We start from the raw sequence: 14,567 nt of genomic DNA on the forward strand, positions 1-14,567 counted from the left end.
TCATCCAGAGTGGAGTCGAAGGATAATTAGGAGCTCTTTCCCGCTATTCGTTTCAATCTTTTCCTGACTAAAGAAGCCAGAAAAAGGATTTTCACTGCTATCGGGGCTAGAAACACAACCAGTACAAACAATGGCATTAGTTGTAAATTAGAAAACATAAACTAAAAAGATCTAAAAATCAAATAGTCTAAGTGTCTAAGAATCTAATAGTCTAAAAATCTAAGTTATGAAACTTTGGGAAAAAGGAATACCAACTGATAAACAAATCGAACAATTTACTGTTGGGAATGATAGAGAGCTTGATTTGGTTCTGGCTAAATACGATGCATTGGGGTCAATAGCACATGCAAAAATGTTGGGTCAAATAGGGCTTTTAACTGCAGATGAAACCAATTCGTTAGTGGATGTATTAAACGAAATCATTGCCGATGCCGAAAAGGAAATTTTGTAATCGAAGATAGTTTTGAAGATGTACATTCCAAAATCGAATATTTACTAACAGTGAAATTAGGCGATGCAGGGAAGAAAATCCACACAGCACGTTCTCGTAACGATCAAGTTTTGGTTGATGTGCATTTATACCTTAAAGATGAAGTAAAAGCATTAAAAGAACAAGTAAAAAGCCTTTTTGACTTGTTGATGGAATCTGCCGAGAAACATCAAAATGTATTATTGCCAGGATACACACATTTACAAATAGCAATGCCGTCATCATTCGGAATGTGGTTTTCTGCTTATGCAGAGAGTCTTATTGATGATATTACAATGCTTAATGCCGCTGCCAAAATTGTAGATCAAAATCCATTAGGATCAGCGGCAGGTTACGGAAGTTCATTTCCTATAAATAGAACATTTACAACAAAAGAGTTAGGATTCGAAACCTTAAAGTACAATGCAGTAGCTGCGCAAATGAGTCGTGGTAAAGCAGAAAAAACAGTTGCTTTTGCAATGAGTAGTGTTGCGGCAACACTGTCTAAATTTGCAATGGACGTTTGTTTGTATATGAGTCAGAATTTTGATTTTATCAGCTTACCATCGCATCTTACAACAGGTTCGAGCATCATGCCACATAAAAAGAACCCTGATGTATTTGAGTTAATTCGTGGTAAATGTAACAAGATACAAGCATTACCATATGAAATCACTCTAATTACAAATAACTTACCAAGTGGCTATCATAGAGATTTACAGCTTTTAAAAGAAGGACTGTTTCCAGCAATTCAAAATCTTAAAGCTTGTTTAGACATTGCAATTTTCTCCATAAAAGACATTGCAGTAAAAGACCATATTTTAGAAGATAAAAAATACGATTACTTGTTTACAGTAGATACATTAAATGAAATGGTTGTAGCAGGAATGCCGTTTAGAGATGCATATAAAGAAGTTGCTGAGCAATTAGAAAATGGTACATTTAAGTCTCCTAAAGAAACAAAACATACACACGAAGGAAGTATTAATAATTTGTGTTTAGATGCTATAAAAGATAAGATGAAGAGTTCTTATTAATTCACGAAAATGCGCTATGATTTCATAGCGTATTTTTTTTTAGGTAAATCCTTTTTATTGAAAACAGAAAATTCATACTAAATACATATATTTGATATATAGTTATCTTAAAGTAATAGTATGACACAATTTGATGAACAGGCAACTCAAAAACTTTTTGAGAAGAACTTAATTACCGAAGAACAATTTGTGCAGGTAAAAGCCTATCGCAGTTTAGGGATTTTTTCGCTATATAACGAATTAAAGTTATTCCTATACCTATCAGTTTTGTTATTTACAACAGGAATCGGAATCTTGATTTATCAAAATATAGATACAATAGGTCATGTCGCTATTTTATCTTTGCTTCTAATTGTAACAGTAATCTGTTTTTATTTTTGCTTTAAAAATTCAAAAGGATTTCAAAAAGAAGATTCTAGTTTTGAAAATCCAGTATTACAATATTTAGTCCTTACGGCTACAATTCTTAGCTGTATTTTTGTAGGGTACATTCAATTTCAATACGAGCTATTCGGGACTCATTATGGTTTGGCAACATTAGTCCCTACAATTATTAGTTTTTTTTGTGCTTATTATTTTGATAATAAAAGTGTATTAACAATTGCTGTAACAGGTTTAGCAGCTTATATAGGTCTTTCGGTAAGTCCGCAAACCTTACTTAGCAATGATTTTTATACAACAGATACCTTAAGTTATTCGGCAATTATATTAGGAGGATTATTAATCCTTTGGACTATTTATAGCGCAAAGATTAATTTAAAAATACATTTCAATTTTATCTACCTTACTTATGCTTTGCATTTGATATGTATTGCAGCGATCAATAACCTATTTCAAGGTTATTGGTTAATTTTTGCAATTGTCTTAGGAGCTTCTGCTTATTATTTCTACAAAGTAAGCTATCAGATTCCAGCAATTTCATTATTTGTGTTTACAATTATATACGCCTACATTGGTATTAATATTATAGTTTTTAAATTTTTAGAGTTTATAAATGCCGATGATTTCTTTGAATTTATAATGGTTTTAACTCCTTTTTACATAATAGGATCTATTGTTTTATTTATCATATTAATTAAAAATTTCAATAAACAAAAAGCAAATGATAGTATACGATAAGAATTTATTGAAGAATATTTTTTGGTTAATGAAGCAGAGAACTTACAGAAAGCTAATTTTATAACCAAAGAGCAATTAGATACTGTTTCTAAAGAATTGCCAGTGCTTAAAAGTCAGGACAATATATTAATTCGTATTGGTTTCTTTCTATTAGGAGTTTTTTTATATTCATCTATATGTGGTACAATTTCTTTATTAGGAATAGGTGCTTCTTCGAATGATTTTTTTATTGCTTTAATTTACCTTTTCGCAATAGTTGGGTTTGTTGGGACTGAGCTTTTAGCGCAGCAAAAATATTATGGGTATGGTTTAGACGATGCTTTTGTATTGGGAGCACAATTAACCTTGGCAATAGCTGTGGCAATGACTTTTACTACAAGTATATTACGAATAAGTAATGCAGATGTATTATCAAGTATGATTACAGTAACGGTTGTTTCTTTTTTTATGTATTTGCGTTATTTACATTTGTCTTCTGCACTGATTTTTTGTTTGGCATCAACTACAACATTAGGATTTGTCTTCTTTAATTATATTGAGCTGGGGAGTGTTATTCTGCCATTTGTATTTATGCTTTATGCAATTGGAATGTATTGTAGCAGTAAAGTGCTTCTTAAAAATTTGAAAGAACCTTTTTATTATAATGGAATTTTACTAATGAAAAATTTTAGTAAGGTGTTATTCTATCTTTCGGGGAATTATTTTGTTGTAAGAGAGTTTTCTGCAAGCTTATCTGGTGGTTATTATGAAATAAGTCCGGAAATTCCATTTAGCATGTTCTTTTGGATTTTTACGTTTATAGTTCCCGTACTTTATTTGTTTTTTGGATTACGTAACAAAGATAGAGTTTTGCTTTGGATTGGTTTTTTATCCTTTTGTTTTTCAATTTTTACTTTTAGAACCTATCATCATGTTTTACCGACAGAAGTAGCGTTAACTTTTGGGGGATTATTGCTATTTGCATTTACTTACTTTGCAATAAGAAAAATAAGAGACAATGAAAAAGGAATAACATTTAAATCGGACCGATTTGATAACTCAAATTCATTATTAAATGCCGAAGCTTTAATTATAGCATCCACATTTGGAATGAAGCCAGAAGTTAAGCCTGAGGAATCACCAATGGAGTTTGGAGGAGGAGATTTTAGTGGAGGAGGCTCAGGAGGAAGTTTTTAATTAAAAGCAAATACCGAATTGAAGATTAAAATATTCTTGCTAAGGCAGGAATATTTTAATCAATATAAAATTCATATTCTTGTATTTTTACTTGCAAACGATTTTCCAAATATTGATTTGCTCCTTTTAATTTTTCTAAAATAGACTCAGCTTCATTTTTGTATTTTCTTTTTTAAGACTATTCCATGTTTTAGGAGGTTTCTGTAAGTTAGTTATCCTATCTGCTAATTTTACAGCCCAAACTTCTTTTCTTTGAGATGAAATTCGGTTCAAACTATCAAGCATTCTTTCTTCTTTTGGTAAATTACCATTCTTTGTGAGGGCAGAAACACCTTTGGCTATTTCAATTCCAAATTCAAGTTCTAATTCATCAAATGTTGTAGCTGTATCTTCTAAAGTGTCATGTAATAATGCAATCTGAGTAGCAAAATTTAAATCAAATTCCTTAGTATTACTTGCGGCAATTAAAATTTCCATTGCCACATTGCTTAAATGAACAATATACGGTAGTTGAGAATCAGGAATAAGCTGATTGCTTTCTGAATGTTTAAGGGCAGCAAAAATTATTGTTTTTTGATAAATTGATTGAATATCCATTTAGTTTTATTCAAAAATTACACTTTAGTTTTTAAAGTTTCAGCGTCAATATCACTATGAGAAACATCATATATTGATTTTCCGTCTTTAATAAGTAATAATTGAGGAGATTGATGAACGACATTAAAACGAGATGCTATTTCATTAGAAACATCACGATGTGCTATTAAATCAAGAAAATAAGCCTTAACTTTATTGTCTAAATCAAACTCTTTTTCAAATTGTTTTAGGGCCATTCTGCTAATACTACATCTTGTACTGTGTTTAAATATAAGAATTTGCTTATCTTTAGACTCAGTTACGATTTCGTCTAATTGGTCTACACTTGTTAAAGGGATCCAGTTTATTTTGGTTTCTGATGATTCATTTTGATCAGAATTTCCAAATAATGATGATAGAAAACTCATATTTTGTCGTTGTTTATGACTTTTTGACATTTAAAAATGATGAAGATCAAATTATAAGTGTCATTTTGTCTGTTTTTTTATTGTGGAATATATTTTGAGAAATAATAAACAAAGTTACTTATTAAAATAGAATCATAAATCATAAATCAATATAAAGATGAACATAAATAAATTTACAATCAAATCGCAAGAAGCTATTCAGCTTTCTCAGCAGTTGGCACAACAAAACGGTCAACAGCAAATTGAGAATGAGCATATCTTCAAGGCTATCTTTGAAGTTGATGAAAATGTAGCGCCATTTATCTTGAAAAAACTCAATGTTAATGTGCCTTTATTTCTTCAAATTCTAGATAGTACAATTCAAAGCTTTCCGAAAGTTTCGGGAGGAGACATATTACTTTCAAGAGATGCTAATAAAGCATTAAATGAAGCAGAGATTATTGCACAAAAAATGAACGATGAATATGTTTCAATCGAACATTTAATTCTTGCAATTTTTGACTCAAAAAGTAAGGTTGCTCAGATTTTAAAAGATCAAGGAGTAACAGGTAAAGGCTTAAAAGCCGCTATAGAAGAATTACGTAAAGGAGAACGTGTAACTTCAGCATCAGCAGAAGAGACATATAACTCATTAAATAAATATGCTAAAAACTTAAATGAATTAGCACGTACAGGTAAGTTAGACCCTGTTATTGGTCGTGATGAAGAAATCCGACGTGTATTACAGATCTTAACTCGTAGAACCAAAAACAATCCAATGTTAATTGGTGAGCCTGGAGTTGGTAAAACAGCTATTGCCGAAGGTTTAGCACACCGAATTGTTGATGGTGACGTACCTGAAAACCTAAAAGATAAAATTGTTTTCTCATTAGATATGGGAGCTTTAATTGCCGGTGCAAAATACAAAGGTGAGTTTGAAGAACGATTGAAATCGGTAGTTAAAGAAGTTACAGCAGCCGAAGGTGATATTGTTTTATTTATAGATGAGATTCATACACTTGTAGGAGCAGGTGGAGGTGAAGGAGCTATGGATGCGGCTAATATCCTAAAACCAGCTTTGGCGCGTGGAGAATTAAGAGCCATTGGTGCTACGACTTTAGATGAATATCAAAAATATTTTGAGAAAGACAAAGCGCTGGAACGTCGTTTCCAAAAAATTCTAATCGACGAGCCAGATACAGAAAGTGCTATTTCGATTTTACGTGGAATTAAAGAAAAATATGAAACGCATCATAAAGTTCAGATAAAAGACGAAGCAATTATTGCAGCTGTCGAGCTTTCTCAACGTTATATTACCAATCGTTTCTTACCAGATAAGGCGATTGACTTAATGGATGAGGCAGCTTCTAAATTGCGTATGGAGATCAATTCAAAACCAGAGGAATTAGATGTTTTGGATCGAAAAATAATGCAGTTAGAAATTGAGATTGAGGCCATAAAACGTGAAAAAGAAGAAAGCAAGCTGAAAGTGCTGCATATGGAATTGGCTAATCTAAAAGAAGAGCGAAATGAAATCTACGCCAAATGGAAATCTGAAAAAGATGTAGTAGATGGAGTTCAAGCTGTAAAATTAGAAATAGAAGATTTCAAACACGAAGCAGAACGAGCAGAACGTAATGGCGATTACGGTAAAGTAGCCGAAATTCGTTACGGAAAAATAAAAGAAGCTCAAGAAAGACTGGATGTTTTATTGAAGCAATTACAAGAGTATCAATCAGGTAACTCTTTGATAAAAGAAGAAGTTACAAGAGAAGATATTGCCGAAGTAGTTGCAAAATGGACAGGAGTTCCAGTTACAAAAATGCTTCAAACAGAAAGAGAAAAACTCTTACATCTGGAAGATGAATTGCACAAACGTGTTGTTGGTCAGGAAGAAGCTATTGAAGCAGTAAGTGATGCTGTAAGACGAAGCAGAGCTGGTTTACAAGATATGAAAAAACCTGTAGGTACATTCCTTTTCTTAGGAACTACGGGAGTTGGTAAAACAGAGCTAGCTAAAGCATTAGCAGAATATCTTTTTGATGACGAAAATGCGATGACCAGAATTGATATGAGTGAATATCAAGAAAGACATAGCGTAAGTAGATTAGTTGGTGCGCCTCCAGGATATGTAGGATACGATGAGGGTGGACAATTAACAGAAGCTGTACGAAGAAAACCGTATTCAGTAGTTCTGTTAGATGAGATTGAAAAAGCGCACCCAGATACGTTTAATATTTTATTACAAGTATTAGATGAAGGTCGATTAACAGACAATAAAGGACGTTTGGCCGATTTTAAAAATACAATTATTATCATGACTTCTAATATGGGAAGTCAGATTATACAAGAAAAATTTGAAAACCTAAAAGGTGGAATTGAAGCTACAACAGAAGCAGCAAAAGTAGAAGTACTTGGGTTATTGAAACAAACGGTTCGTCCAGAGTTTATTAACCGTATTGATGAGATTGTGTTATTCCCACCTTTAACAGTTGATAACATTAAACATATTGTTGGTTTACAATTAAAGAGCGTTACAAAAATGTTGGCTTTGCAAGGAATTACAATGGATGCAACTCCAGAAGCAATTGCTTATTTATCGGATAAAGGATTTGATCCGCAATTCGGTGCAAGACCAGTAAAACGTGTTATACAAAGAGATGTGTTAAATCAATTGTCAAAAGAAATTTTGGCAGGTAAAATAACTACAGATAGTATTATTTTATTAGATGCATTTGATGGTAAATTGGTTTTTAGAAACCAAACACAAGAAGTGGCCCAATAATTTTGATTTTTATTAATTTGAAAACACCAGTCGTGAGGCTGGTGTTTTTTTTATATATAACTTTGAAAATCAGTAAATAATGAAACTTTTTTTTAAATTAGTATAATAAAAAATCTAATTAAGTTCTCATCTTTACTTAGGTAAAGCTAAGCTAGGATTAGTTGTATATAAAAACTTAAAAAAATAATAGGATGAACAATATATTTAAAGGATTAATAGCGGGTTATGGTGCGAAAAAGCTTGGAAGTGGCTGTTTTGGGACTGTTTTTGTTTTTGTGATTATCTGGTTGCTTTTAGGTCAATGCAGTTGAAGATATTTTTTAGAAGTCTGATTGAAAATATTTAATTAAATCGGAAGAAATAGAAGAAAAAATTCAAACAAAAAGTATTAGATTCGCATGAAATAATAAATGTGTGTTGATTGAATTTGGTAGATTGTATCAAAAATCAATGCAGTTCTAAAACAATTATATGGCATCAGGTTTTTTCGTTATATTAGATGATATTGCAGCAATTATGGACGATGTTGCAGTAATGAGTAAAGTTGCAGTAAAAAAGACAGCAGGTATCCTAGGAGATGATTTGGCTGTTAATGCCGAAAAAGCTTCAGGCTTTGCCTCTTCAAGAGAACTTCCTGTATTATGGGCCATTGGTAAAGGTTCGTTTATTAATAAATTAATCATCTTACCAATAGCATTTTTACTTAGTGCTTTTTTTCCTGTAGCAATTATAGTAATCTTAGTATTAGGAGGTCTTTTTTTAGCTTATGAAGGAGCTGAGAAAATATTTGAGTTTTTCTTTCCACACAAGCATGAAAAAGTTGAAGTTACAGCAGGTGCTTTTTCTGAAGAAGAAGCTTTAGCAGTTGAAAAAGAAAAAGTGAAATCGGCAATTGTAACCGATTTTATATTATCAGTAGAAATTGTAATTATAGCATTAGGAACTGTAATCGGAAAACCTATTTTATCACAAATTCTAGTTGTTTCTATCATTGCGATAGTTGCTACAATTGGTGTCTATGGCCTTGTAGCGCTTATTGTAAGAATGGATGAATTTGGTTTAAAACTTATTCAATATAGTAAAAAAGAACGTAGTTTATCAAAAACTATAGGGAATTTATTAGTGCAAGCACTCCCAAAAGTGATTCAGAGTTTATCAGTAATCGGTACTATAGCTTTGCTATTAGTTGCTGGCGGAATATTTGTACATAATATCGAATTTTTCCATCATTTAGTACCTCAGTTGCCTTCAATCGTAAAAGAATTTGTTATCGGACTTGTTATCGGGTTTCTTGTTTTAGGAGTTGTAACTGTAATCAAAAAAATGATTCCAAAAAAAGAAGTAGCAGAATAATTTTTTTGCCTATGATATATGACACCAATCGAAAGATTGGTGTTTTTTTTATGTCAAAAGTGATTTTTTTTAAAGTTTTAAGTTGTTGATTTTTAATGTTTTATTTATTTGTTTTGTTTTTTTAACAATTTTATAAAGCAACCATCTCAATGTATTTGCATCTATATTATAATTAATAACAAAAAATATACATTTATGAAAAATTTCAATTTAAAATCAGTTTTAACTGTGTTATTCTTGGCAACGGTATTAATTTCATGTAGTAATGATAATGATGAGGAGCAACCGACTATTCCTGAATTTACTGTGAAAACTGCTTTAGTGACTGAAGTGAAAGGGCCAGAAAAAGGAAAAGTAAATGAGGAGCTTAGTTATGATGTAACTTATTTAGTTGATAGTGCTTGTGCTCAATTTGGTAAAATTAGTGAGGTAACAATTGGTACAGAAAAAGGATTGCAAGTTGAAGCTAAATACCCATCGGGTGCTTGTACACTACAAGTGCCAGGTCCTCAAAAAACAGTTTACAAATTTAAATCAACAGCAAAAGGGACTTTTGATATAAAATTTAAAAAATCAGAGACTGAATTCGTGACAGCAAAAGTGGTTATTGAATAATTATCCTAAATAGAGTGCTTACTATGTAGAAACAAGCGGTTTGTAAAAAGCTGTTTATTTTTACGACATTCAAAATTAAACACCAGTTAGAACGCTGGTGTTTTTTATTTTGGAGCAAGAGGATTATTTTTGATAAGAATATATTTCCCGATATTCGTTTTAATGTTTTATTTTTTTAAAGAAAAAACAAAATGATTGCTACAGTTATCTGGGCTAAAATGGAAATTTTAGTTTTTTATTTGAACCAATGGCTTACTTTGCTATTCCTTTAAAAATTACTATTTTTGCACTCTAAATTTTAAGACATGCCGAATAAGAAATATAAAATAGCCGTTATCCAGTTAAATCTGAATGATGTTGCCGAAAATAATCTTAAAAAATGTATTAGTTGGGTGAAAGATGCAGCCAATAAAGGTGCTGAAGTAATTTTATTGCCAGAACTATATAGTAGTCATTATTTTTGCCAAAGTGAAGATGTAGATAATTTTGCATTAGCAGAACCATTATACAGTACTTCATTTATAGCTTTTAGTGCTTTGGCTAAAGAATTAGGAGTGGTTATTATTGTTCCTTTCTTCGAAAAAAGAATGGCAGGAATATATCACAATAGTGCATATATCATTGATACTGATGGATCAGAAGCAGGATTGTACCGTAAGATGCATATTCCAGATGATCCACATTTTTATGAAAAATTCTATTTTACACCTGGCGATTTAGGCTTTCAAGCAATTGAAACTAAAAAAGGAAAAATAGGAACATTAATTTGTTGGGATCAATGGTATCCAGAAGCGGCTCGTATTACAGCTTTAAAAGGTGCAGAAGTATTGTTTTATCCAACAGCTATTGGATGGCATCCAAAAGAAAAAGAGCAATATGGTGAAAACCAGTACGGAGCTTGGATGAACGTAATGAAAGGACATGCTGTTGCAAATGGTGTATTTGTTGCAGCTGCTAATAGAATTGGTTTGGAGCAATATATTGATGGTACAGATGGAATTCAGTTTTGGGGAGCTTCATTTATAGCAGGACCTCAAGGAGAAATTTTAGCACAAGCTTCACACGATAAAGAAGAAATTTTAATTGCTGAGGTTGATTTGGATTTACAGGAAAATGTACGTCAGAACTGGCCATTTTTTAGAGACAGAAGAATTGATGCTTTTGGAGATATTACAAAAAGAGCAATAGACTAATTTAGTCAATTTATATAAAAAGCAAAAAGGACAAAATTTACATTTTGTCCTTTTTTTGTTTCTTAGAGTAAAGTTTCTAATTATTTAACTTTAAAAGTAACTCTTCTTACGATTTGACGAGCTTCTTTAGAGTTTTTGTTCACAGAAGTGTCTTCACCGTTAGCAATTACATTTAATCTAGAAGCATCAATTCCAGCATTTGTAGCTACTTTTTTCACAGCTTCAGCTCTTTTTCTAGATAACTCAGTATTGTAGCTAGAGTTTCCGATTTCGTCTGAATATCCAATAACATCTGCAGATTTACCAGGATTGTTTTTCAAGTATTTAACTAAAAAGTCAACACCAGATAAAGAAGCATTTGTTGGTTTAGAAGAGTTAAAATCGAAATATACGTTAACGTATCCTCCGTTAATCAATTCTTCAACTGTATTGTTTGTTGCAGTTTCGCTACCTTTTTTAGAATATGTTTTATCTAAATAGCTTTCTAATTCATCTGGAACACCATTTTGATTAGTGTCTATAGATTGTCCTTTAGTATTTACAGCAACTCCAGAAACAGTATTAGGCTCTAGATCATATAAATCAGCAACACCATCTTTATCAGTATCGATAAGACCAGTTTCGATTGTATTAACTCTATCTTCTAATTTGCTTAATCTGTCATTGTCTTCAGAATACCAGTCAGCATGTTTTTGATTTTTACCTAAGTAGAAAGTCAAACCTACAGAAGCATTTAATAGTACACCATCAAATGAGCCAGTAGTTGTTTGTCCCATTCCGTCAAAGTTATGGTTTTGTCTACCATTAACAATTCCGGTAAGGTCACCAGTTAAAGCAAAACTGTTGCTTAATCTAATTTGTCCAGTAAGACCAACAATTCCGTGTGCCATATAGTCTTTTCCATCAAAACCATTATCAGCGCTTAATTGAGAAACACCAAAACCACCATGTGCCAATAAACCAATAGTATTAGTCCAAGTTTCAAAGTTTAAAGCTCTACCAATATTTACTACCCCTTGCAAACTTGTTCTGAAGTATTTGCTATCAAAAGGAGCGGTATCATTGCGTTCCTGAAATTGGTCGTATCCAAAATCTAATTTTAAACCAAATTTAGGACTAAACATATAACGTACACCTAAATCTGCATGAAACGGGCTAAGTGTAGATGTAGAATAGCCTTCAGTCATTGTTCTAGTTGGTTTGTTTAAACCACCATTTAATTCGATAGACCATTTGTTGTACGAGTTTTTTTCAATTGTGGGTTGTGCAGTACTTGTTGCCATACTTTGTGCACCTGCCGCCATGGACAGTAATAAAAGTGATACGGAAGCTAATTTCTTTTTCATGATATCCTATTGTTAAATTTAATTTTTTTTGAGCTTTTTCGTTTAAACTCAGTATAAAAATAGGGCTATCGGGTATAACAGATGTTCTATTGCTATTACATAATTCCCATGTTTTGTGGGTTTCTTCATCAATTTTTACGTTTATTGAGAACAATAATTTTAGATATTTAGGATAATTTAAATTTCTATCTTGCTGGAAAAAAAGAACTTTACATAATGATAAAGGGTATGAATGTTTATCTTTGTCTTTTTTTAATTTAGAACCTTTTTATGACGACAAATAATAGGATATTTCCTGCGGAGTGGGAAAAGCAACAAGGAATTGTATTGTGTTTTCCTCATAATGGTAAAGATTGGCCAGGGAAATACGAAGCAGTTCAATGGGCTTTTGTAGAGTTTATAAAAAAAGTAGCTACACATGAAATTGTTTTCTTGGTAGTTGCCGATGAAGACTTGAAAGCAAAAGTGAACGATATGCTCGAAAGAGCACATGTAGATTTAAAGAATGTTACTTATATCATTCATAAAACCAACAGAAGCTGGATGCGTGATTCAGGACCAATTGTTGTTAGAAATGGAGATAAAAGAGAAGCATTAAACTTTAATTTTAATGGTTGGGCAAAATATAAAAACTACCAATTAGATAAATTTGTACCAGCTAAGGTTGCAGCAGTTTTAGATATTCCGGTTACACAGGTTGTATATAAAGGAAAGCCAGTTATTGTAGAAGGTGGTGCAATTGATGTAAACGGAAGAGGAACATTACTAACTTCTGAAGAATGTTTAATGCATCCAAGTATTCAAGTCCGTAATCCAGGTTTTACTAAAGAAGACTATGAAGCTGTTTTTAAAGAGTATCTTGGAGTAACAAACGTTATTTGGTTAGGTGATGGAATTGAAGGTGATGATACACATGGGCATATCGATGATTTATGTCGTTTTGTAAATGAAGATACTATTGTTACCATTGTAGAAACCGATTCAGAAGATTCAAATTATAAGCCTTTACAGGATAATTTGAAAAGATTACAAAATGCAAAGCTTGAAAATGGGAAATCTCCAGTAATTGTTGCTTTACCAATGCCGAAGAGAATCGATTTTGAAGATTTAAGATTACCGGCAAGTTATGCTAATTTCTTGATTTTAAACAACTGTGTTTTGGTTCCAACTTTTAATGACAGTAATGATCGTGTGGCACTTAATATACTTTCAGAATGTTTTCCTGATCGTGAAGTAATAGGGATTAGTTGTGTAGATTTTATTTGGGGATTCGGAACATTGCATTGCTTGAGCCAGCAAATTCCAGCTTAAAGAAAATCTTTTTGATATAGTATGTCGTAAGACTGCATTCGAAAAATATCTGTACATATATTATGTATGGATATTTTTTTTGTCTATTTCTTTAATTAAATAGTTTTTTCTTATGAGGTTGAGTTTAAGATTTAGGATGATATTGGTTTCTAATAAATATTCTATCATAGATGCTTTGTTCTTAACTTTATGGTTGAACTGCAATTGCTTTGAAGGAAATGAAAGTTATGTTGAAAGTAAAAGGGTAGAAGATTATTTATTGAAACAATTTTATTATTAGTTTCAAGTTTTAAAAAAGAGATACTCTATTTGTAATTAATACTAAAATCGATGAGAATAGAAAATATACAAAAGGTTCTAACGTTTTTAGAAGATAATTATCATCGACAAATAGATCCTGTGGAGCTAGAAGAAATTTCAAATTATTCTTACAGAAACATTCAACGTATTTTTAATGCCATACTTAAGGAGACAATTGGTAATTTTTGTACTCGATTAAAGCTTGAAAATGCATATAAGCAATTAGTTTATACAGATAATTCAATTGTAGATATTGCCTATGATGTTGGGTATAGCAGTAACCAGTCCTTTGCTAAAGCATTTAAGAATAAATTCCAAATTACACCTTTACAAGCAAGACAAAATAAGAAGTTACTTTTTGATGAATATATTAAAACAAAAAAAGACAAGCTTCTTTTTATTGATTTTGAATATCAGTATAAAGATAAAATGAGTGTTTACTATAAAACACTTATGAGTAATAACTACAATAACAATGCAATAAATGAGTTATGGGATGCTGTTATTAATGAGAACAAAACAATTGCATCTTACAAATGTTTTGGAGTGATTGTCGATCAGCCAGTAATTTCGGATAAAGAAAAATCAAGATATGAAGTTTGTGTAGATAATTGTGCTAATCCTAAATTATATCTTTCTAAAACTATTTTTGGAGGTTGGTATGCTAAATATGTTCATCGTGGTAGTTATGATGAAATAGAAGAAACCTATCGTGATATTTATTACCGATGGCTTTATGAAAAGGACTATGAGTTAGATACTTCTCCAATTATAGAACAATATATAGATGATGCGGAATCAACAAATTTTGTAACAGAAATATATGTACCAGTAAAACGTAAGTTGTCAAAATAAGACAATCCAGATGTGTAAGCATGCT

The 14,567-nt window shown here is 31.6% G+C and carries 11 protein-coding genes and 1 pseudogene; 9 read left to right on the top strand and 3 right to left on the bottom strand.

Annotated elements, in window-relative coordinates:
- Positions 1 to 226: 226 nt before the first annotated feature.
- The 3 genes and pseudogenes from argH (at position 227) to EAG11_RS04050 (ending at position 3,801) form a co-directional block, all read left to right on the top strand.
- A pseudogene (gene argH, locus EAG11_RS04040) lies at positions 227 to 1,506 on the top strand (argininosuccinate lyase).
- Positions 1,507 to 1,626: 120 nt separating this feature from the next.
- A complete protein-coding gene (locus EAG11_RS04045) occupies positions 1,627 to 2,625 on the top strand; it encodes a DUF2157 domain-containing protein (RefSeq protein WP_129538019.1) in 999 nt (332 codons plus the stop codon).
- Positions 2,626 to 2,646: 21 nt separating this feature from the next.
- On the top strand, positions 2,647 to 3,801 hold the full coding sequence (locus tag EAG11_RS04050; RefSeq protein ID WP_242499259.1) for a hypothetical protein: 1,155 nt from the start codon (positions 2,647 to 2,649) through the stop codon (positions 3,799 to 3,801).
- 135 nt (positions 3,802 to 3,936) lie between these two features.
- On the opposite strand, the gene EAG11_RS04055 is transcribed toward EAG11_RS04050, so the two are convergent.
- Together EAG11_RS04055 and ytxJ are read right to left on the bottom strand one after the other, a co-directional pair.
- On the bottom strand, positions 3,937 to 4,398 hold the full coding sequence (locus EAG11_RS04055) for an HD domain-containing protein (RefSeq protein WP_242499260.1): 462 nt from the start codon (positions 4,396 to 4,398) through the stop codon (positions 3,937 to 3,939).
- A 17-nt stretch (positions 4,399 to 4,415) separates the two neighbouring features.
- Positions 4,416 to 4,805: a bacillithiol system redox-active protein YtxJ gene (ytxJ, locus tag EAG11_RS04060; protein WP_129538021.1), complete on the bottom strand. Its 390-nt coding sequence runs from the start codon at positions 4,803 to 4,805 to the stop codon at positions 4,416 to 4,418.
- A gap of 157 nt (positions 4,806 to 4,962) precedes the next feature.
- On the opposite strand from ytxJ, the gene clpB reads away from it, so the two are divergent.
- The 4 genes from clpB to EAG11_RS04080 all read left to right on the top strand — a co-directional run bounded on the left by clpB (position 4,963) and on the right by EAG11_RS04080 (position 10,730).
- Positions 4,963 to 7,569: an ATP-dependent chaperone ClpB gene (gene clpB / locus EAG11_RS04065; protein ID WP_129538022.1), complete on the top strand. Its 2,607-nt coding sequence runs from the start codon at positions 4,963 to 4,965 to the stop codon at positions 7,567 to 7,569.
- A gap of 471 nt (positions 7,570 to 8,040) precedes the next feature.
- Positions 8,041 to 8,922, top strand: coding sequence for a DUF808 domain-containing protein (locus tag EAG11_RS04070; RefSeq protein WP_129538023.1), 882 nt, complete (start codon positions 8,041 to 8,043; stop codon positions 8,920 to 8,922).
- A 195-nt stretch (positions 8,923 to 9,117) separates the two neighbouring features.
- Positions 9,118 to 9,537, top strand: a complete 420-nt coding sequence (locus EAG11_RS04075; protein WP_129538024.1) for a hypothetical protein — start codon at positions 9,118 to 9,120, stop codon at positions 9,535 to 9,537.
- A 305-nt stretch (positions 9,538 to 9,842) separates the two neighbouring features.
- Positions 9,843 to 10,730: a carbon-nitrogen hydrolase gene (locus tag EAG11_RS04080; RefSeq protein WP_035620980.1), complete on the top strand. Its 888-nt coding sequence runs from the start codon at positions 9,843 to 9,845 to the stop codon at positions 10,728 to 10,730.
- An 80-nt stretch (positions 10,731 to 10,810) separates the two neighbouring features.
- On the opposite strand, the gene EAG11_RS04085 is transcribed toward EAG11_RS04080, so the two are convergent.
- Entirely contained in the window at positions 10,811 to 12,076 is a 1,266-nt protein-coding gene (locus EAG11_RS04085; RefSeq protein WP_129538025.1) for an OmpA family protein, read from the bottom strand.
- A 270-nt stretch (positions 12,077 to 12,346) separates the two neighbouring features.
- Here EAG11_RS04085 and EAG11_RS04090 point away from each other — a divergent pair, with 270 nt between their 5' ends.
- Positions 12,347 to 13,387: an agmatine/peptidylarginine deiminase gene (locus EAG11_RS04090; RefSeq protein WP_129538026.1), complete on the top strand. Its 1,041-nt coding sequence runs from the start codon at positions 12,347 to 12,349 to the stop codon at positions 13,385 to 13,387.
- Between the two features lie 330 nt (positions 13,388 to 13,717).
- Entirely contained in the window at positions 13,718 to 14,542 is an 825-nt protein-coding gene (locus tag EAG11_RS04095; protein ID WP_129538027.1) for a GyrI-like domain-containing protein, read from the top strand.
- Positions 14,543 to 14,567 lie beyond the last annotated feature (25 nt).

Source organism: Flavobacterium sp. 140616W15 (assembly GCF_003668995.1).
Classification (GTDB): Bacteria; Bacteroidota; Bacteroidia; order Flavobacteriales; family Flavobacteriaceae; genus Flavobacterium.

Excerpts from the sequence above, each read along its gene's own strand:
- EAG11_RS04080 (WP_035620980.1), top strand. The coding sequence starts at position 9,843 with ATGCCGAATAAGAAATATAAAATAGCCGTTATCCAGTTAAATCTGAAT.
- EAG11_RS04090 (WP_129538026.1), top strand. The coding sequence starts at position 12,347 with ATGACGACAAATAATAGGATATTTCCTGCGGAGTGGGAAAAGCAACAA.
- EAG11_RS04045 (WP_129538019.1), top strand. The coding sequence starts at position 1,627 with ATGACACAATTTGATGAACAGGCAACTCAAAAACTTTTTGAGAAGAAC.
- EAG11_RS04070 (WP_129538023.1), top strand. The coding sequence starts at position 8,041 with ATGGCATCAGGTTTTTTCGTTATATTAGATGATATTGCAGCAATTATG.
- clpB (WP_129538022.1), top strand. The coding sequence starts at position 4,963 with ATGAACATAAATAAATTTACAATCAAATCGCAAGAAGCTATTCAGCTT.
- EAG11_RS04075 (WP_129538024.1), top strand. The coding sequence starts at position 9,118 with ATGAAAAATTTCAATTTAAAATCAGTTTTAACTGTGTTATTCTTGGCA.
- EAG11_RS04085 (WP_129538025.1), bottom strand. The coding sequence starts at position 12,076 with ATGAAAAAGAAATTAGCTTCCGTATCACTTTTATTACTGTCCATGGCG.
- EAG11_RS04055 (WP_242499260.1), bottom strand. The coding sequence starts at position 4,398 with ATGGATATTCAATCAATTTATCAAAAAACAATAATTTTTGCTGCCCTT.
- EAG11_RS04095 (WP_129538027.1), top strand. The coding sequence starts at position 13,718 with ATGAGAATAGAAAATATACAAAAGGTTCTAACGTTTTTAGAAGATAAT.
- ytxJ (WP_129538021.1), bottom strand. The coding sequence starts at position 4,805 with ATGAGTTTTCTATCATCATTATTTGGAAATTCTGATCAAAATGAATCA.